The organism is Anaerotruncus massiliensis (ex Togo et al. 2026) (genome assembly GCF_900199635.1).
In the GTDB taxonomy this organism is placed as follows: Bacteria; Bacillota; Clostridia; order Oscillospirales; family Ruminococcaceae; genus Anaerotruncus; species Anaerotruncus massiliensis.
In genome coordinates this window covers 667501-684078 of record NZ_LT962687.1, presented here as the reverse complement: position 1 = coordinate 684078, position 16578 = coordinate 667501, and the positions used below count along the sequence as shown (strand labels likewise).

The 16578-nt window shown below is 63.8% G+C and carries 14 protein-coding genes, 5 tRNA genes and 1 rRNA gene (1 of these 20 only partly in view); 4 read left to right on the top strand and 16 right to left on the bottom strand.

Features of this window, described 5'->3' with window-relative positions:
- Positions 1 to 10: 10 nt before the first annotated feature.
- Genes C1A13_RS03865 through C1A13_RS03855 form a run of 3 tightly spaced genes read right to left on the bottom strand, consistent with a single transcriptional unit; the run spans position 11 to position 2406 of the window.
- Complete coding sequence (locus C1A13_RS03865; protein ID WP_101549277.1) at positions 11 to 1039, bottom strand: L-threonylcarbamoyladenylate synthase; 1029 nt, start codon at positions 1037 to 1039, stop codon at positions 11 to 13.
- A gap of 21 nt (positions 1040 to 1060) precedes the next feature.
- Positions 1061 to 2137: a peptide chain release factor 1 gene (gene prfA, locus C1A13_RS03860; protein ID WP_101549275.1), complete on the bottom strand. Its 1077-nt coding sequence runs from the start codon at positions 2135 to 2137 to the stop codon at positions 1061 to 1063.
- Positions 2138 to 2184: 47 nt separating this feature from the next.
- Positions 2185 to 2406, bottom strand: a complete 222-nt coding sequence (locus tag C1A13_RS03855; protein WP_101549272.1) for a DUF951 domain-containing protein — start codon at positions 2404 to 2406, stop codon at positions 2185 to 2187.
- A 1308-nt stretch (positions 2407 to 3714) separates the two neighbouring features.
- On the opposite strand from C1A13_RS03855, the gene C1A13_RS03850 reads away from it, so the two are divergent.
- The gene (locus tag C1A13_RS03850) at positions 3715 to 4647 is read left to right on the top strand and encodes a S1 RNA-binding domain-containing protein (protein ID WP_101549270.1); all 933 of its coding nucleotides are present in this window, start codon (positions 3715 to 3717) and stop codon (positions 4645 to 4647) included.
- Between the two features lie 50 nt (positions 4648 to 4697).
- Here the strand turns inward: C1A13_RS03850 and C1A13_RS03845 are convergent, their stop codons facing one another.
- From C1A13_RS03845 to C1A13_RS03815, 7 genes are all read right to left on the bottom strand, one after another.
- Positions 4698 to 4934, bottom strand: a complete 237-nt coding sequence (locus C1A13_RS03845; RefSeq protein ID WP_101549268.1) for a helix-turn-helix domain-containing protein — start codon at positions 4932 to 4934, stop codon at positions 4698 to 4700.
- Between the two features lie 157 nt (positions 4935 to 5091).
- Positions 5092 to 5508, bottom strand: a complete 417-nt coding sequence (locus tag C1A13_RS03840; RefSeq protein ID WP_101549267.1) for a YjdF family protein — start codon at positions 5506 to 5508, stop codon at positions 5092 to 5094.
- A gap of 162 nt (positions 5509 to 5670) precedes the next feature.
- On the bottom strand, positions 5671 to 6702 hold the full coding sequence (locus tag C1A13_RS03835) for a hypothetical protein (protein WP_101549264.1): 1032 nt from the start codon (positions 6700 to 6702) through the stop codon (positions 5671 to 5673).
- A 4-nt stretch (positions 6703 to 6706) separates the two neighbouring features.
- Positions 6707 to 7978: a replication-associated recombination protein A gene (locus tag C1A13_RS03830; RefSeq protein ID WP_101549263.1), complete on the bottom strand. Its 1272-nt coding sequence runs from the start codon at positions 7976 to 7978 to the stop codon at positions 6707 to 6709.
- A 263-nt stretch (positions 7979 to 8241) separates the two neighbouring features.
- Positions 8242 to 9495, bottom strand: a complete 1254-nt coding sequence (gene glyA / locus C1A13_RS03825; protein WP_101549261.1) for a serine hydroxymethyltransferase — start codon at positions 9493 to 9495, stop codon at positions 8242 to 8244.
- Positions 9496 to 9956: 461 nt separating this feature from the next.
- Positions 9957 to 10274, bottom strand: a complete 318-nt coding sequence (locus C1A13_RS03820; protein WP_101549259.1) for a hypothetical protein — start codon at positions 10272 to 10274, stop codon at positions 9957 to 9959.
- Between the two features lie 334 nt (positions 10275 to 10608).
- Entirely contained in the window at positions 10609 to 11694 is a 1086-nt protein-coding gene (locus tag C1A13_RS03815) for a hypothetical protein (RefSeq protein ID WP_101549257.1), read from the bottom strand.
- 260 nt (positions 11695 to 11954) lie between these two features.
- On the opposite strand from C1A13_RS03815, the gene C1A13_RS03810 reads away from it, so the two are divergent.
- From C1A13_RS03810 to C1A13_RS03800, 3 genes are all read left to right on the top strand, one after another.
- A complete protein-coding gene (locus tag C1A13_RS03810; RefSeq protein ID WP_101549255.1) occupies positions 11955 to 13079 on the top strand; it encodes a M42 family metallopeptidase in 1125 nt (374 codons plus the stop codon).
- 47 nt (positions 13080 to 13126) lie between these two features.
- Entirely contained in the window at positions 13127 to 14530 is a 1404-nt protein-coding gene (locus C1A13_RS03805) for a short-chain fatty acid transporter (RefSeq protein ID WP_207654175.1), read from the top strand.
- A 128-nt stretch (positions 14531 to 14658) separates the two neighbouring features.
- The gene (locus tag C1A13_RS03800; RefSeq protein WP_172439156.1) at positions 14659 to 15552 is read left to right on the top strand and encodes a LysR family transcriptional regulator; all 894 of its coding nucleotides are present in this window, start codon (positions 14659 to 14661) and stop codon (positions 15550 to 15552) included.
- Positions 15553 to 15606: 54 nt separating this feature from the next.
- Here the strand turns inward: C1A13_RS03800 and C1A13_RS03795 are convergent.
- From C1A13_RS03795 to C1A13_RS03770, 6 genes are all read right to left on the bottom strand, one after another.
- A tRNA-Thr gene (locus tag C1A13_RS03795) sits at positions 15607 to 15682 on the bottom strand.
- Between the two features lie 28 nt (positions 15683 to 15710).
- A tRNA-Trp gene (locus tag C1A13_RS03790) sits at positions 15711 to 15786 on the bottom strand.
- Positions 15787 to 15836: 50 nt separating this feature from the next.
- Positions 15837 to 15913, bottom strand: a tRNA-Ile gene (locus C1A13_RS03785).
- A 47-nt stretch (positions 15914 to 15960) separates the two neighbouring features.
- Positions 15961 to 16036 (bottom strand) — tRNA-Asn (locus tag C1A13_RS03780).
- 50 nt (positions 16037 to 16086) lie between these two features.
- Positions 16087 to 16203: ribosomal RNA gene (gene rrf, locus C1A13_RS03775) — 5S ribosomal RNA — on the bottom strand.
- A 335-nt stretch (positions 16204 to 16538) separates the two neighbouring features.
- A tRNA-Glu gene (locus tag C1A13_RS03770) sits at positions 16539 to 16578 on the bottom strand (it continues 35 nt past the right edge of the window).

The window sequence follows — 16578 nt, the reverse complement described above, 5'->3', positions numbered from 1 at the left end:
CCCGCCTTCCCTATAGTAGAACCTCGTCGAACCCGGCCGCGCGCAGCAGCCGGTTGTACACAGCCTGTCCAATTCCTTCGTCGTCAGATACCCTGGTGTATACGAGCGTCAGCCCGTCGCGGTCGACCTCCCGCAGCGCGTCGAACAGCCGGTGCGCCTGGGATGCGGGGTCGCTTTCCGCGCCGTAGGTAATACATTTTTGTGTGAAGTGTTTTTCCTCCCCCTCGAAGCAGAGGATGCCGAACGCGTGCTTCTGCGCCGCGATGAACCGTTTGAACTGCCCGAGGCTCCCGCGCACGAGCACGACCCGCGCCTTGGGGGAATAGTGCCTGTACTTCATGCCGGGCGAGGCGACCTTTCGGTCGTCGGGCAGGTGCTCGAAGACGCCCGGGTCGTATTCGATGTCCGGCAGCACCTCCCGCAGCATTTCAAGCGTCACCGCGCCGGGGCGGAGCACCCGCGGCGGGTCGGTGCACAGCGTGAGCACGGTCGATTCCACCCCCACGTCGCACTCCCCGCCGTCGACGATCGCGTCCACCCGGCCGGTCAAATCGTCGACGCAGTGCCGCGCGCAGGTGGGGCTGGGCGAGCCGGAGAGGTTCGCCGACGGCGCCGCGAGCGGGACCCCCGCGCGGCGGATGAGCTCCCGCGCGACCGGGTGGGCGGGCATGCGGACCGCCACCGTGTCGAGCCCGCCCGACGTCTCCTTTGGCACGCGGCCGGATTTCGGCAGGATGACCGTCATCGGCCCTGGCCAGAACTGCCCGGCGAGCCGTTCGAGCGCGGCGGGCAGCTCGCGAACGAGCGGCGCGACCTCCTCCAGCGAGGAGACGTGCACGATGAGCGGGTTGTCGCTCGGGCGGCCCTTGGCCGCGTAGATCGCCTTCGCGGCGGCGGGGTCGAGGGCGTTTGCCGCAAGCCCGTAGACCGTCTCGGTCGGGATGGCGACGAGCTTCCCCTGCCTCAGCAGCGCGGCCGCCTCGTCGAGCGCCGCGGAATCGCGGCTGATATCGGTGATTTTCAGAAGTTTTGTCTGCAAGGTTTCATCTCCAAAATCGGTTCATTCCTCCTGCGCGGCCTGCAGCTTCTGCGCCTGATCGTGGGTCATCAGCGCGTCGAGCAGCTCGTCGAGCGCGCCGTCGAGGATCGCGTCGAGCTTGTAGAGGGTCAGCCCGATGCGGTGGTCGGTCACCCGGCCCTGCGGATAGTTGTAGGTGCGGATGCGCTCCGAACGGTCCCCCGTGCCCACCTGCGAGCGGCGCTCGGAGGCGATCTGGTCGTTCTGCTCCCGCACCTTCTGGTCCAGCAGGCGGGAGCGCAGGACCTTGAGCGCCTTGTCCTTATTCTTATACTGGCTGCGCTCGTCCTGGCACTCGACCACCATGCCGGTGGGCAGGTGGGTCACGCGGATGGCCGAGGAGGTCTTGTTGACGTGCTGGCCGCCCGCGCCCGACGAACGGAACACGTCGATCTGCAAATCCCTGGGGTCGAGCTCGAAGTCGACCTCCTCCGCCTCGGGCAGCACCGCGACGGTCACCGTCGAGGTGTGGATGCGCCCCTGCGTCTCCGTCTCGGGCACCCGCTGCACCCGGTGGACGCCGCTTTCATATTTGAGGCGGGAGTAGGCGCCCTCGCCGCTGATCGAAAAACTGATCTCCTTAAAGCCGCCCAGCTCGGTCTCGTTGGCGCCGAGCACCTCGCACTGCCAGCCGCGCGACTCCGCGTACATCGTATACATGCGGTAGAGCACCCCCGCGAAGAGGGCCGCCTCCTCGCCGCCCGCGCCGCCGCGGATCTCCACTATGACGTTCTTGTCGTCGTTCGGGTCGCGCGGCAGCAGCAGGATTTTCAGCTCCTGCGACGCGGACTCGATCACCTCGCGGTTCTCGTCGTACTGCTCCTGCGCGAGCGCGCGCATCTCGGGGTCGAGGCCCCCCTCGTCGAGCATCTCCTTCGCCTCGTCAAAGGCCTCTTTGGCGGATTTGTATTCGCGGTATTTTTCAACGATCGGCTCCAGCCGCCGGTATTCCTTCATCAGCTCGGTGTATCTGGCCGGGTCGCTTGTCACGTTCGGTTCCATCAGGCGCATCCCGAGCTCCTCGAAGCGCGCCGCCACCGTATCCAGTTTGTCAAACATGCCGTTCCCTCCTGTGTGTTTCTCTTTTCAGCGGATGGGAAAGGCTGCTACAAATGCCGGATTTTGAGTTCTTCCCGCCCGAGCTCGGTTTCGCCGCGCAAAACCTTTTTGATGTTCTTTTCCACCTTGGCGCGCGGCACCATCACCTCGCGCCCGCAGCCGACGCAGCGGATGCGGAAATCCATCCCCACACGGCCCACCGTGAAGCGGTTTTCCCCGCAGGGGTGCGGTTTTTTCATGATGAGCACATCGCCGATCTGGATATCCATTCTACCCGCCTCCCGACACGTTTCCTTGGAATACTACAATCTATTATTATACAGAAGAACTATTTCTAACGCAAGGCGCGAGTTGTGAATTTTCCTTTTTTCCGCCCACGGGCGGAGGAGTATGTCGGTGGCCGGCCGACGGCTGTTTCAGGTTTGCCGCTCAGCGAGCGGCACAGTTTGTCGGTGGTTGACCGACGGCGGTTTTAGGCTTGCTGCTCAGGGAGCAGCGTAGCCTGCCGGGTTCCGCCCCGGCAGGCGGCCCCATTTCTTGTGCGGACAAGAAATGGGGGAAAGAAACCGCAAGGGGAGAACCCCTTGACCCCCGCGCCGCCTCCGGTTGGCCTTCGGCCAAAGTCGGCGGCGCCCTGTCACGGATCAGCGGACGGGTGTACAGCATCCCGCCCGCCGCCGCGCCGCGGGCGCAATGCTTCTGCCGGCGAGCCTCCGGAACCGTACCGAAAATACATTCGGGGAGGCACGGCCGCTTTTGCGTGGCGCGCAGCGCCCACGCGGAGGCGGAAAACTGCGCGGCTTCGCCGCGGGTCCCCGGCGAGCCATCCGGTGTGCGTTGTTGGGTGCGTCCGCAACCTGAATTGAGCCCTCAGCTTGTGTACCCGTGGGGAGCGGCGGTAGTCTGCGGGTTATGGCAAGGTACTCCAGGGGATCCCTAAGGGGGCGGTGGAGCCCCCTTAGGCGGACTTTTCGTTCCTTTTCGTCCGTCCGAAAAGGAACCCGTGGTGCGCGGCGGAACGCGCCCGTGATTCTTGCCGCCCACGGGCGGCAATTCCCGCGAAAGCCCCGCCGTGCGCAGCGCGGCAAATCCAAAACCACCGCCGGGGCGGGACCCGGCAATCTCCGCCGCCGCAGGCGGCACATCTGGAACGCCCCGGAGGGGCGCGAAAAAGGCCGTCCGTCCGCAGGGCGGAAAACCCAAAACCGCCGCGCGGCGGAACGCGCTCGCGATTTTTGCCGCCGAAGGCGGCTCCGCTTAGGGTTCCGGCCCGCAGGGCCGGGTCGCATGGCGACTCCCTACGGGGAATCCAAAGGGGTCGCGAAGCGACAGCCCGAATGGGGACACCATTTGTCCCGTAGGGACAAGTGGCGCCTGTGGCCCTCTTTGAATGCGCGTCGCCGCTCTGCGGCGCTCGCCGCAGGCGAGGAGCGCATCTAAAGCCCCGCCGGGCGCAGCGTGGCAAATCAACGAGGTCTTCGCCGCTCCCCGAGCGGCAATCCAAAGGCAAATCCATCTTCTATTCCGCCCCACGCGCTCATATAAATGGGGTATGTTGAAAGAGGAGGGCTCACAAAATGCCAAACTACAAACCGGAAGGACTGCTGATAGATACCCCGGCGAACCGGCAGGCGTTCCACTCGCTGAGCGCCCTTCAGGAGGCGCACGCCTCGGGGCGCATCCTGGAAAGCCGCGCGGTCGTCTGCGACCCCGACCACAACCTGATTGTGGACATGGGCGCATGGCGCGGAATCATCCCGCGCGACGAAGCGGCGCTCGGGATCGCGGAGGGCACCACCCGCGACATCGCCATCATCTCCAGAGTCAACAAGCCGGTCTGCTACCGCATCACCGGCTTTGTCAAAGCGTCCGACGGCACCGTCATCCCCCAGCTGTCCCGCCGCGCGGTCCAGCAGGAGTGCCAGGACAATTATATCGCGTCCCTCGTCCCCGGCGACATCATCGACGCGCGTGTCACCCATCTGGAATCGTTCGGGTGTTTCGTGGATATCGGCTGCGGCATCCCCTCCCTCATCCCGATCGACGCAATCTCCATCAGCCGAATCTCCCACCCGCGCGACCGCTTCTCCCCCGCGCAGGACATCAGGGCGGTCGTCAAGGCGCTTGAACCGGGCGGGCGCGTCTCCCTCTCCCACAAGGAGCTGCTCGGCACCTGGAGCGAAAACGCCGCCATGTTCTCGGCGGGCGAGACGGTGGCGGGCATCGTGCGTTCGGTGGAGGAATACGGCGTGTTCGTCGAGCTTTCCCCCAACCTCGCCGGGCTTGCGGAACCGCGCGAGGGAGTGGCCGTCGGCCAGCACGCGAGCGTCTATATCAAAAGCCTCATCCCGGAAAAGATGAAGGTAAAGCTCATCATCGTCGATTCCTTTGAGGCCTCGTGGCGCGCCCAGCCCACCCGCTATTTTCTCACGGAGGGGCACCTGAACCGGTGGCGTTATTCGCCCGACTGCTCCGACCGGCTGATCGAAACAGTGTTCGACGGAGACTAAACGATACATAAAAGGAACCCCGGGACGGCGCGCCGTCCCGGGGTTCCTTTTTACCTGCGCCGCCGTGGTGGGTAGGGCTTTTCAACCGCTGTGCGTCCCAACAGATAATCGGTTGAGGTGCCCAGATGATCCGCCATCTTTTCCAGCATTTCGATGCTGGTCTTCGTCCGTCCCGTTTCCCGGCTCGAGTAGGCTTTCACAGACAGCCCGAATATCCGCCCCATCTCTTCTTGAGTATAGCCCTGGTCCCTGCGCAGTTCTTTGAGAATATCCCCGTCAATCGGCATCCCTTCACCTTCCTTGTAAGTTTTTGGGCCATGTGGCCCTTACAAGGATAGCAGGATCTGATCAGCCTGTGGCGAAATGTGTCACCAGTCGCAACGTTTTGGATAAGGGAAGGGGGCTTTGCAGAAATCCGCAAAGCCCCCTTCCCTCTTCTGGGGCCTAGCGGCCCCGGTGCTTTTCCTTTTTCTTCTGCTGGCGCAGCGCGTACCGCTGCGCCTTTTCCTCTTCGGCGCGCGCCTTTGCGTTCACCTTGCGCTCGCGCGCCGCTTCCTCGCGCATCAGGCTCACCGCCTGCTGCGCCTTGGTCCCCGTTCCCGTCCGGGCAAGCCCGCGCGCGATCTCCCGCTGCATCCGCTTTGGATTGATCTGCCTTGCGGCGCTTTCCCCATCGGGGACGGGCGGACTGAACCGCAGCCTTCGCCAGTGATCGAGGAAATACCCGTAAACCTCGTAGTCCTTCGGCTCCGCGCCGAACACCACCCGCGCGGCGCGCAGCTTTCCGCCCTCGGAAACCTCGCAAACCGCGACCCAGAACGGGTCCTCGAAATAAACCGTTGTCCTGCCGCGAATGTCCATTTGCCGTTCCTCCTAAAAAAGTGTTCGCCGCGGGGAACGGACAACCTTAGGAGGCAGGTTACTGACGGCTACCGCCGCGCCCGGACTACCAACCGGGCCGTGTTTTGATCCCCGCGTTTTGTTATGTGAACGGGCCGGATTGCCCGTGATCACCTCTTTCCGCTATGATTCCGGCACAGCCGGGAACGCCTTCACCGAGAGGTACCGGAAGCTGCCGTCGCCGTTGGGCGCGAGGGTATACCGGAGGGCGCCGTTCGGCAGGAGCTGGAACGGCTCGCCGTACTGTTCGATCCAGACGTCGCACCGGTCCGCGCCCTCGTCGATCCGCACAATCCGCTCGTTGCGGTAGCCGCCGCCGTGCCCGTTGAGCCCATAGCAGCCGCTCTCCGCGTCGTAGAGGGGCGAATCGGTCATGACGAAGCCGGTCAGGCCAAAATAGGTTTCAGCAACCGCGTCGAGCTGCGCCTGGGTATAGCCGAGGCCGGAGCCGATCCCGATCGGGGTCGCCTCCTCCTCGGGATAGTCCCGCGCGGCCGTCCCGAGCAGGAAGTCGAGCAGCGCCCCACGGTCGATCTCCGCCGGGTCGTCGAACGTCTCGAAAAAGGCGAAATCGCGCATCCACCGGACCTGCCGCGCGGCGGCGCTCCGCGACAGCTCCGTGCCGGGTATCTCCTTGCCCGCGGGCGCGAAGGACAGCACCGAATAGCGGTCCCACATGCCGTAGGGCGCACAGCCGATCCGCGCGACACAGGCGTTTTCACCCGTCTTGAGGGGCGTTTCGCCCGGGTCGGACACCTCCAGCGTGAATCGGCAGAGCCAATCTTCGCCGTCCTGTTCCGGTTCCCCATGCGAGACGCTGTCGATTGAAACCGCCTTCCAGTAGTCGAGCTTGCCCTCCACGCCGAAGGCGGGATTGGCCAGCGCCTCGAGCGCGGGGACGTCCCCCTCCCGAAGCGCGGCGGCCAGCAGCTCCGCCGTCCGCGCCGGGGAAAGGGATTCCTCCGGCGGCGGCTCGGCCTCGATGCCCGGCTGTTCGGCGGGCGCGGAGGACGCCTCCGGATGCGAGGAGGCGGTCTGCTCCGGCACGGAACCATGCTCCTCTGCGCCTGCCTGCTCCTGGCGGGGCGGATCGGGGATGCCGCACCCCGCCAGGAGCAGGCAGGCGCAGAGGAGCATGGCAATCAGCCGTTTCATCGCGTCATTCCCCTTTCTCCGGAGCGGCCTCGCGCAGGAGCTTTTCACGATAGGCTTTGGCCGCCTGTTCCGTCTTGTTGTCCCCGAACCGGTAGTAGACCCGGTCGCGCAGGGCGTCGGGCAGGTACTGCTGGCGCAGGTAGTGGTTGGGATAGTCGTGCGGATAGCGGTAGAACTGGCCGGGATTTTTGACGTCCGCGCCGTCGAAGTGCCTGTTCTGGAGGCAGCGGGGCGGCGGGCCGGACTTCCCGGCGCGCACGTCGGCCATCGCCTCCTCGATCGCCATGCAGGAGGCGTTCGACTTGGGCGCGGTCGCGAGCAGCACGACCGCCTCGGCCAGCGGGATCTGCGCCTCGGGCAGGCCGATCTGCACCGCCGCGTCGACGCACGCCTTGGTGACGGCGATCGCCATCGGATAGGCCAGCCCGATGTCCTCGCTGGCGATCACGAGCAGGCGGCGGCAGGGGGAGAGCAGGTCGCCCGCCTCGAGCAGTCGCGCGAGATAGTGGAGGGCGGCGTTTTCATCCGAGCCGCGGATGGATTTTTGCAGCGCGGAGAGCAGGTCGTAGTGCTCGTCGCCCTCGCGGTCGTAGCGCATCGCGCTCTTCTGCGCGACCTGCTTCGCGTCCTCCAGGGTGATCTCCCGCTGGCCGCCGGCCGCGAGCGCGAGCAGCTCGACCGCGTTGACTGCCTTGCGCACGTCGCCGCCGCACGCCTGCGCGATGTATTCCACCACGCCCTCCGCGAGGACGTATCCGCCGTCCTCCCCCGCGGCCTCGAACGCGCGCCGGACGGCGCGCGCCGTATCCGCAGGGGTGACCGGCTTAAACTCGAACACCGTGCTGCGGGAGAGCACCGCGCCGTAGACGTAGAAATAGGGGTTCTCGGTCGTGGAGGCGATCAGCGTGACCGAACCGTCCTCGATGCACTCAAGCAGCGACTGCTGCTGCTTTTTGTTGAGGTACTGGATCTCGTCGAGGTAGAGAAGCACCCCGCCCAGCCCGTCGATCGTGTCGCGCGCGGCCACCGCGTCGCGGATGTCCTGCGTCGAGGCGGTGGTGCCGTTGAGGCGGACGAGCTTTTTGCCCGCCTTTTTCGCGATGATCGACGCAACGGTCGTCTTGCCGACCCCCGACGGTCCGTAGAAGATCAAATTGGGGATGCTGCCCGTCTCGACCATCCGCCGCAGCACCATCCCGGGCGCGAGCAGGTGCTCCTGCCCCACCACGTCGTCGAGGGTCTGCGGCCGGATGCGGTCCGCCAGCGGAGCCGCCATAAAAATCACCTCCGAAAGAAAACGAGCCGCCGCCTGCCGGCGGCGGCTGGGATGACGGCAGGGCCGCTTCTTCATAAGCGGCGCAAACCGTTTGGTTCAGGCAAAACGCCGCCCGCGGCCGCAGACGCGCGCCGTGCGGCGCGGTTCCGCCGCACGGGCGGCGGCCGGCCCCGGGGCAGGGCGCGCAGCCTGAACCAAACGTTCTTTGCCAAGGCTTTCTTTCAAGAAAGCCGACAAGAAAGCCGACAAAAAAGTCCGTAACTCTATTCGTAGAGCGGGTACTTGGCGCAGAGGGCTTCAACGCCGGCACGGATCTCGTCGGCCTTGTTATCAAAGTCCGTGGCGGTGAGGTAGAAGAACTCGGCAATCTTTTCCATGTCCGCCTCGACGAAGCCGCGGCTGGTGACGGCAGGGGTGCCGACGCGCACGCCGCTCGTGATGAAGGGGCTCTGCGGGTCGTTGGGGATGGCGTTTTTGTTGACGGTGATGTAGACCTCGTCGAGCTTCTTCTCGAAGTCCTTGCCGGTGATGCCGAAGTTGCGCAGGTCGAGCAGCACGAGGTGATTGTCGCTGCCGCCCGAGATGAGGCGGAAGCCGCGCGCGGTGAGCGCCTTGGAGAGCGCGCGGCAGTTGAGGACGATCTGGTGTTGGTAGGCCTTGAATTCGGGGGTCATCGCCTCGCCGAAGCAGACCGCCTTGGCGGCGATGATGTGCTCGAGCGGGCCGCCCTGCATGCCGGGGAAGATCGCCTTGTCGATCTTCTTGCCGAGCTCCTCGCGGCAGAGGATCATGCCGCCGCGCGGGCCGCGCAGCGTCTTGTGGGTGGTGGTGGTCACGATGTCGGCGTAGGGCACCGGGCTGGGGTGCTCGCCCGCGGCGACCAGGCCCGCGATGTGCGCCATGTCGACCATGAAATAGGCGCCGGCCTCCCTGGCGATCGCCGAAAGGCGCTCGAAGTCGATGACGCGCGGATAGGCCGACGCGCCCGCGACGAGCAGCTTGGGCTTGCATTCGAGCGCGATCTCCCGCACCTTGTCGTAGTCGATGACCTCGGTGACGGGGTCGACGCCGTAGGAGACGAACTTATAGTACTTGCCCGAGAGGTTCACGGGGGAGCCGTGGGTCAGGTGGCCGCCGTCGGCAAGGCTCATGCCCAGCACGGTGTCGCCCGGCTCGAGCAGCGCGAAATAGACCGCGAGGTTCGCCTGCGCGCCAGCGTGGGGCTGCACGTTCGCGTGCTCCGCGCCGAAGAGCTTCTTGGCGCGCTCGATGGCGATGTTTTCCACCTCGTCGACGTTCTGGCAGCCGCCGTAATACCGCTTGGCGGGGTAGCCCTCGGCGTACTTGTTGGTGAGCACCGAGCCCATCGCGGCGAGCACCGCGGGGCTGACGATGTTCTCCGAAGCGATCAGCTCGATGTTGCGGCGCTGCCTGGCCAGCTCCCGTCCCATCGCCGCGCCGACCTCGGGGTCGGTTTTGGAGACGAACCCAATCGTGTCCATCATGTCCTGATACATCACAATCATCCATTCCGCCGCCGCGCTCCGGCACATATTTTGAGTAGGCGGAGGGCGCGAACCTGCACCGCGCGGAATCCGGCAGGCGTCCGACGCGTCCCCCGGGCGGCCGCGGGCGGCCGCCCTTTTCACGAGTGGTTCCAGTATACCATAAATCCCCGGCGGCGTACAAGGGGTTCCGGCGAGCCCTTCCCTTTTTGCCGAACTTGTGCTAAACTGGACGAGGTATTTTGTGCATTGGGGGCATTGGTATGTCTATCTTCAAGCGGCCCACGCCGCCCACCTGGAAAATCCTGCTCTACTGCGTGCTCTCGCTGGGGGTGCTGCTCCTGCTCGGGCACCTGGCGCCCTACGTCCTCGCTTAGCATCCGCCCGGCGCAAAAGGGCGGAAGAAGAGCGCCGGCATTCTTTCGAATGCCGGCGCTCTTTTTATGAATTAGGAGAAAAAAATGAAAAGCGGTTTAGGCGGTACGCTCCATGCCCGAGTCGCCGGGAGTGAACCGCACGCGGGTCGCCCGCGCGCGCTTTTGGGATTTGACGGCCCTGCCGTAAGCGATCATGCTGTTGGCAAAGGCCGCGCCGCAGCCGATCACGAGCGAAGCGAACAGCTTGGAGCCGAACTTGTTCACGACCAGGTAGACGGCGGTATCGGTAAACCAGCGGGCGAGGCCTGCATCGCGGGAGATCTCGATGAAGCCGCCTGCGAAAACGGAGAGGGCGATAAACGCGGCAACGGCCGCGAGGACCCCGGTTCGGAGCGGATGATTCTTTCTTTTCACGGCTGTTGCCTCCTTTAAAAGTTACAGATTGTAACTTTTGGGATAATTTCTACAGATCATTTTACGTTCTGTATTTTTGCTTACTTATAATATACCACATTCTATGCGAAAATCAAGAGGAAAATGCAAATTTGTTAAAATTATTTTCACAATTGTAACGAGTTTGTAACCACGATGTAACCACATTGTAACTATTCCATTTTATGGAATTTCGTTTGTAACCGGTTTGTCACTTTTATCCAGACGCCGCCGAAAAAGAAAAGCAGCCGCGCGGAGCGCGGCTGCTTTTCCCGTTTCCGCCCGCCGGATCGGACGGGAACAAAATGGGGTGCCGTTATTTTTTCGCGAAGGAAGGCAGGATCGCCTTTTCGGTCGGCGCGGGCCTGGCGGGGGCCTCCTTGACGGGCTTTTCGGCGGGGCGCTCGGCGCGCGCCGCCGCCGCGATCGGCATCTCGGCGACCACATAGGTGCCGAGCTGGCGGGTCTTGGAGCGGAAGACATAGTCCCCGTCGTCCGTCTCGACCGCCGAGAAGGCGGGCGTCACGTCGACCAGCTCGCCGTCGATCACCTGGTAGATCACCACGTCGGACGGGTCGACCGTCAGGGCGTCCTCGTCGGAATCGTAGTAGGGATTGTAGATCTCAAAGGTGGCGCGGCTGGTGGAGGAGATGCGGGGGGCGCCGATGAAGTCGAAAAGGAAGGCGTCCTGGTCGGCAAAGTAGTCGGCGTAATCCTGGTCGTCCCACTTGGTGGTCATCTTGGGGAAGAGCTTTTTGGCGTCGTCGTCGCTCTCAAAGGCGAGCCGCGCGAGCGTCCGGTTCTCGTCCTCCCAGGTGATCTCGTTATCCTCGTTCTTGTTCGGCTCGAGGACCACGCCGCCGTCGCCCGCCATATAATCCTGGTCGGCGTTCTCGGTCGTGTTGCCCATGAAGAATTTGAACTTGATGGAGAACTTCTGGCCCTCGGCGTACTCCTGGCCGCCGATCGTCACCTTCTCCTTGGCCGTGAAGGTCACCTCGGGGGTGAGCTTGTATTCGTTGTCGGTGATGTCCTGCTTGAGCTCGATCTTCACCGCGACCCAGCGGCCCTTGATCCGGCCGCCCGTGCCGAAGTTCTTTTCGGTCACGCTGACCTTCTGGATCATCTTCGAGTTGTCGTCGCCCTTGTCAGTCTTGACCTTGAAGAAATCCTTGTCGGTGAGCTTGCTGACCGCCGCCTCTTCGATCGGAAAGTAGACGGTGGTGTCCGGCGCGATCACATCGGCGGCGGAATAGACGGCGCCGTCCCCGTCGCAGAGGTCGCTCTCCACCACGAGGCCGATGTTCGGGTAGGGGATCGCGTCGCCCGTCGCCGCGGCGGCGGCCACGCCGAGCGGGAGCGCGCACGCGAGCGCAAGGAGCAAAGCCAGTACTTTTTTCATTGTGAAATCCTCCTTCATCTTACCTGTTGGGGAATGTCCTTCCAACATTTCCTTGCCCAGTATACCCCGGCCCGGGAGAAAAACTGCGCGAAAGAGGGCGACGAACCGCCCCGGATTCCCCCGTCCCTCCGCGCCGCTTATAACCGATCCGGTTTGCTCGATATGAAAAATCGGTATTTTTCATAGAATAAATACCGTGATAGTATCAATATAGTTCATATTCACCAGAAATCAGTTCATTTTGAAAAGGAGAAGGGTCTATGGAACGCACCGCTGTCAAACAGGAAATGAAAGAAATGCTTTGCGATTTCACCTCGATCATCGGCGTGTCGGGCGAGGAGCAGGACGTCGTCCGGGCGATGGCCGCCCGCCTCAAGCCCTATGCCGACGAGGTGAAGGTGAGCACGCTGGGCAACCTCACCGCCGTCAAACGGGGCAGCCGCCCCGGCCCCACCGTCCTGATCGCCTCCCACTCGGACGAGATCGGCTTCTGCGTCAAATACATCTACGAGGACGGCTTTCTCGCCTTCGACAAGCTCGGCGGCGTGCCCGAAAACCTGATGGTCGGCCGTAAGGTGTGGATCGGCAGGAACCGGGTACCCGGCGTGATCGGCGCGAAGCCCGGCCACCTCATGACCCCCGAGGAGGCCCGCACCGTGCGCGGCGCGAAGGACCTCTACATCGACGTGGCCTGCTCCTCCGCCGGCGAGGTCCGGGCGCTGGGGATCCGGGAGGGCGACCGCGCCGTCTTCGCGGACACCGTCTCCGAGATGGCCAACCCCGACTTTCTCTGCGGGCGCGCGATGGATAACCGCGCCGGCTGCACCGTGGTGTGCGAACTGATGAAGCTCTGCGCGGACGGCGATTTCGCAGGCACCCTCGTGGTTGGCGCCACCTGCCGTGAGGAGGTCGGCATGGTGGGGGCGCGCGCGCTCGGCCACGCCGTGCATCCCGATTATGTCATCGCCGTCGACACCGTCCCCTCGGGCGACACCCCCGACCAGCCCCGCCGCGGCCTGCTCCCCATTTCGATCGGAAAGGGGCCGGCCGTGCTGCTCGCGGACGGCTGCGACTGCTCCCACCAGTACGGCGTCTTCAGCAGCGTGCATCCCGCAATCCGCAGGGCGATCGAAAACCAGTCGGCGGCGCAGGGCCTGCCGGTGCAGTGGCTCTCGCTGGTCGGCTTCCTCTCCACCACCGACGCCGCCGAGTATGCCTACGCCGGGGACGGCATCCCGCAGGCCTCCTTCACGATCCCGCGCCGCTACTCCCACTCGCCGGTCGAGCTGCTGAACGTGAACGACCTGGTCGATATGGCCTGCCTGCTTCAGGGGATCGTCGAAAAAGAGAACGAGACGATCAGCCTCGACTTCCTCGCCGACTGACGGCCGGCCGGAACGCACAACCGAACGCTGACAAAGGGGTGAATGTTTTGAGTAAACCGAATTCCGCCGCCGAAGCCAAGGACAGCCTGCTCATCCGCATGGGCAATTCCTTCACGCGGGTTTCCCAGAAGTACATGCCCGATCCCACCATCTTCGCCATCGCGCTTACCATCCTCGCCTTCCTGCTGGCCATGGTCATGAAGCGCCTCTCCCCCGCCGCCGTGCTGGGCAACTGGTACGCCGGGCTGTGGGAGCTGCTGACCTTCGCCATGCAGATGGCCATCTGCATCATCGGCGGCGCGGTGGTGGCCGACGCGCCGGTGGCCAAGCGCGCCATCAACCGGGTCGCCTCCCTGCCCCAAAACGGCCCGCAGGCGGCCTTCCTCGTGGCCGCCGTCACCATCCTGCTCTCCTATGTGCAGTTCGGCCTCTCGCTCGCGGGCGGCGCGCTGCTCGCCAAGAGCATCGCGCGCAACTTCCGCCGCCGCGGCGTCCCCTGCGAATACGGCCTGCTGGTCGCCTGCGCCTACCTCGGACAGATGACCTGGTGCGTCGGCTTCTCCAACTCGGTGGGCCTTTCGATTGCGACGCCCGGACACTTCCTTGAGTCGGAGATCGGCCTCATCCCGCTCAACAGCTACATCTTCAACCCGATGAACCTCTTCCTGGCGGCGGGCTTCATCGTCCTGCTGCCCCTCTTCGCCTACCTGCTCCACCCCAAGGGGGACAACGTCCGTCCCATCCCCGACTACGCGCTGCGGGTTGTGGAGGAGCCCGCCGGGGAAATCCTCTCCGAAAAGGCCGAAAAAAAGAACGCGTCGGTGGGCGAGCTGCTCAACAACAGTCATGCCTTCTGCTGGATCATCGGCGGCATGGGCATCCTCTACGTCGTCTACGCGTTCGTCACCAAGGGCTTCGCGGCGTTCGACCTCAACCTCCTCAACGCCATCCTGATCTTCGGCGGCCTGCTGCTCCACGGCACCGTCGCAAACTACGTGTCCGCCTTCGCGCGCTCCACCTCGAGCGCCTCGGGCATCATCTTCCAGTTCCCGCTCTACGCCGGGATTATGGGCATCATCAAGTATTCCGGCCTCGTATCGATTCTGGCGGGCGCGATCGCCTCAATCAGCACCCCCTTCACCTTCTATTTCTGGACCTTCCTGAGCGCCTCGATCGTCAACATGTTCGTCCCGTCGGGCGGCGGCCAGTGGGCCGTGCAGGGTCCCATCGCCGTCGAGTCGGTCCGCATGATCGCGGGTGGCAATGTGCTCAAGGCCTGCCAGGCGGTGGCCTACGGCAACTCGTGGACCAACATGTGCCAGCCCTTCTGGGCGCTCGCGCTGCTCGGCTTCACCGGGCTCAAGGCCAAGGACATCATGGGGTACAGCACCGCCATCATGCTGGGCGCCGGGCTGCTCTTCACCGCGGCCGTGTTCTTCTTCCCTGTCTGAACAAAAGCCAAAAAAGCCGCCCCCATGCAGGCGCATGGGGGCGGCTTCCTTTTTCTGGCTGGCGATTTGAAAGGAGGGGTGGTAAGATGAAAGAAAGCGCCTTCAACCGGCGAAGAGGGGGACTCTGCATGGATATACTCCGGCTCCGATACTTCCGGGCCGTGGCCCAGACCGAAAACATCTCCCAAGCGGCGGAAAAGCTGCTCATCTCCCAGCCGGCCCTGAGCAAGGCCATCTCCCTGCTCGAGGACGAGGTGGGGGTGGCCCTGTTCCAGCGGTCCGGGCGCCGCATCGCGCTCAACGAATACGGACACGCGTTTCTCAAATACGCCGAGCTCGCGATCGACGCAGTCGACCGCGGCGTCAGCGCGGTCCGCGAGATCGAGAACCCTTCGACCGCGCCCATCCGCCTGCAGACGAACATCACCGGCGAACTCTACCTGATCGAGCTGATCCGGAGCTTCCGCCGCGCACACCCCGGCGCCACCTTCGAGGTCATCAAAAACTACACCAAATCCAAGTTCCTCTACGACTGCGACCTCTACATCCACGCGGTCAACATCCCGCTCAACAAGTGCGCCTCCCTCCCCCTCTTCACCGAGGAGCTGGTGCTGGGGGTTCCTGCCGGGCATCCTCTGGCCGCTTACGACCACATTCCGCTGCGCATGGCGCGAAACGAGGAGTTCATCGGGCTCATCCGCTCCACGAGCTGGACCGAGGAGACCAACGGCTTCTGCTTCCAGGCGGGCTTCAAGCCGAACGTCGTCTATACCTGCGACGGCACCGAAATGGTCGCCAAGCTTATCGCAGCGGGCGAGGGGGTCGGCTTCCTGGCTGCCCAGAGCTGGGGGGCGTTTCCCGAAGGGGTGAAGCTGCTCCACCTCGACGATCCGCTCTGCTCCCGCTCCTACAACCTCTCCTGGCAGATCGACAAGCCGTTCACCCCGCTGGCCGAGCAGTTCAGGGAGCACATCCTCGCCTATTTCAAGGCGCGGGAGGCGCCGTCCCGCCAGCCGCGGTAACGCAGGAAGCAAACGCGAAAAAGACCGTGGACAGGCTTGTCCACGGTCTTTTCTTGGAGCTGATAATCAGATTCGAACTGATGACCTCATCCTTACCAAGGATGTGCTCTGCCGACTGAGCTATATCAGCATGTACAGGCTGCCCGCCTGCGAAAAAGTGGCAGGGGCAGAAGGATTCGAACCCTCGGCACGTGGTTTTGGAGACCACTGCTCTACCAGCTGAGCTATACCCCTATATTGCCCACCCGAATGTATCCCCATACACGGGAAATCCTTGATCCCTGTGGTGGGCCATCAGGGACTCGAACCCCGGACCAACCGGTTATGAGCCGGTGGCTCTGACCAACTGAGCTAATGGCCCGTAAAAAGAAGATGTACCGCTACCGCTCTGGTAGCGGTACCATTTGTTGGCTCCCCCTGTCTGGCTCGAACAGACGACCCTGCGGTTAACAGCCGCATGCTCTACCGACTGAGCTAAGGAGGAATATGAAGAATTTGAGATGCCAGCGTACAAAACAATTGTACGCTGGCAGGAGCTGGCATAGACCTATCTTCCCGGGAAGTCACCCTCCAAGTATTGTCGGCACCGCTGAGCTTAACTTCTGTGTTCGGGATGGGAACAGGTGGGACCTCAGCGTCATATACACCAGCCATACGGCTCGCTGCCCGGCTTCGCCGGAGCGCCGCTTCGCGGCGACGCTCGCTCAAAGGAGCCCGGCTCCTTTGGATCCTTGGTTGTGTCCGCTTCGCGGACCCGCCGCCTTCGGCGTCGGATTCTCAATAAGGTGTGCCTTGCGGCACATTAGCCTGCCCGGCCCTTCGCCCTTGAGCTTTCGGCCCTCGGACCGGATTTTGAATAAGGAATGCCTTCGGCATCACAGCCTGCCCGGCTCTTCGCCCTCGAGCTTTCGGCTCTCGGACCAGATTCCGGATAAGGAGTGCCCCCGGCACAGCTCTATCTCAAGCGCTCTCGCGCTTTAGATCTTTGGTGACCCGTGCGGGAATCGAACCCGCGTTACCGGCGTG

Coding starts and splice junctions, on each gene's coding strand:
- C1A13_RS03810 (WP_101549255.1), top strand. CDS start 11,955: ATGGAACGCACCGCTGTCAAACAGGAAATGAAAGAAATGCTTTGCGAT.
- C1A13_RS03800 (WP_172439156.1), top strand. CDS start 14,659: ATGGATATACTCCGGCTCCGATACTTCCGGGCCGTGGCCCAGACCGAA.
- C1A13_RS03845 (WP_101549268.1), bottom strand. CDS start 4,934: ATGCCGATTGACGGGGATATTCTCAAAGAACTGCGCAGGGACCAGGGC.
- prfA (WP_101549275.1), bottom strand. CDS start 2,137: ATGTTTGACAAACTGGATACGGTGGCGGCGCGCTTCGAGGAGCTCGGG.
- C1A13_RS03850 (WP_101549270.1), top strand. CDS start 3,715: ATGCCAAACTACAAACCGGAAGGACTGCTGATAGATACCCCGGCGAAC.
- C1A13_RS03840 (WP_101549267.1), bottom strand. CDS start 5,508: ATGGACATTCGCGGCAGGACAACGGTTTATTTCGAGGACCCGTTCTGG.
- C1A13_RS03830 (WP_101549263.1), bottom strand. CDS start 7,978: ATGGCGGCTCCGCTGGCGGACCGCATCCGGCCGCAGACCCTCGACGAC.
- C1A13_RS03855 (WP_101549272.1), bottom strand. CDS start 2,406: ATGGATATCCAGATCGGCGATGTGCTCATCATGAAAAAACCGCACCCC.
- C1A13_RS03815 (WP_101549257.1), bottom strand. CDS start 11,694: ATGAAAAAAGTACTGGCTTTGCTCCTTGCGCTCGCGTGCGCGCTCCCG.
- glyA (WP_101549261.1), bottom strand. CDS start 9,495: ATGTATCAGGACATGATGGACACGATTGGGTTCGTCTCCAAAACCGAC.
- C1A13_RS03835 (WP_101549264.1), bottom strand. CDS start 6,702: ATGAAACGGCTGATTGCCATGCTCCTCTGCGCCTGCCTGCTCCTGGCG.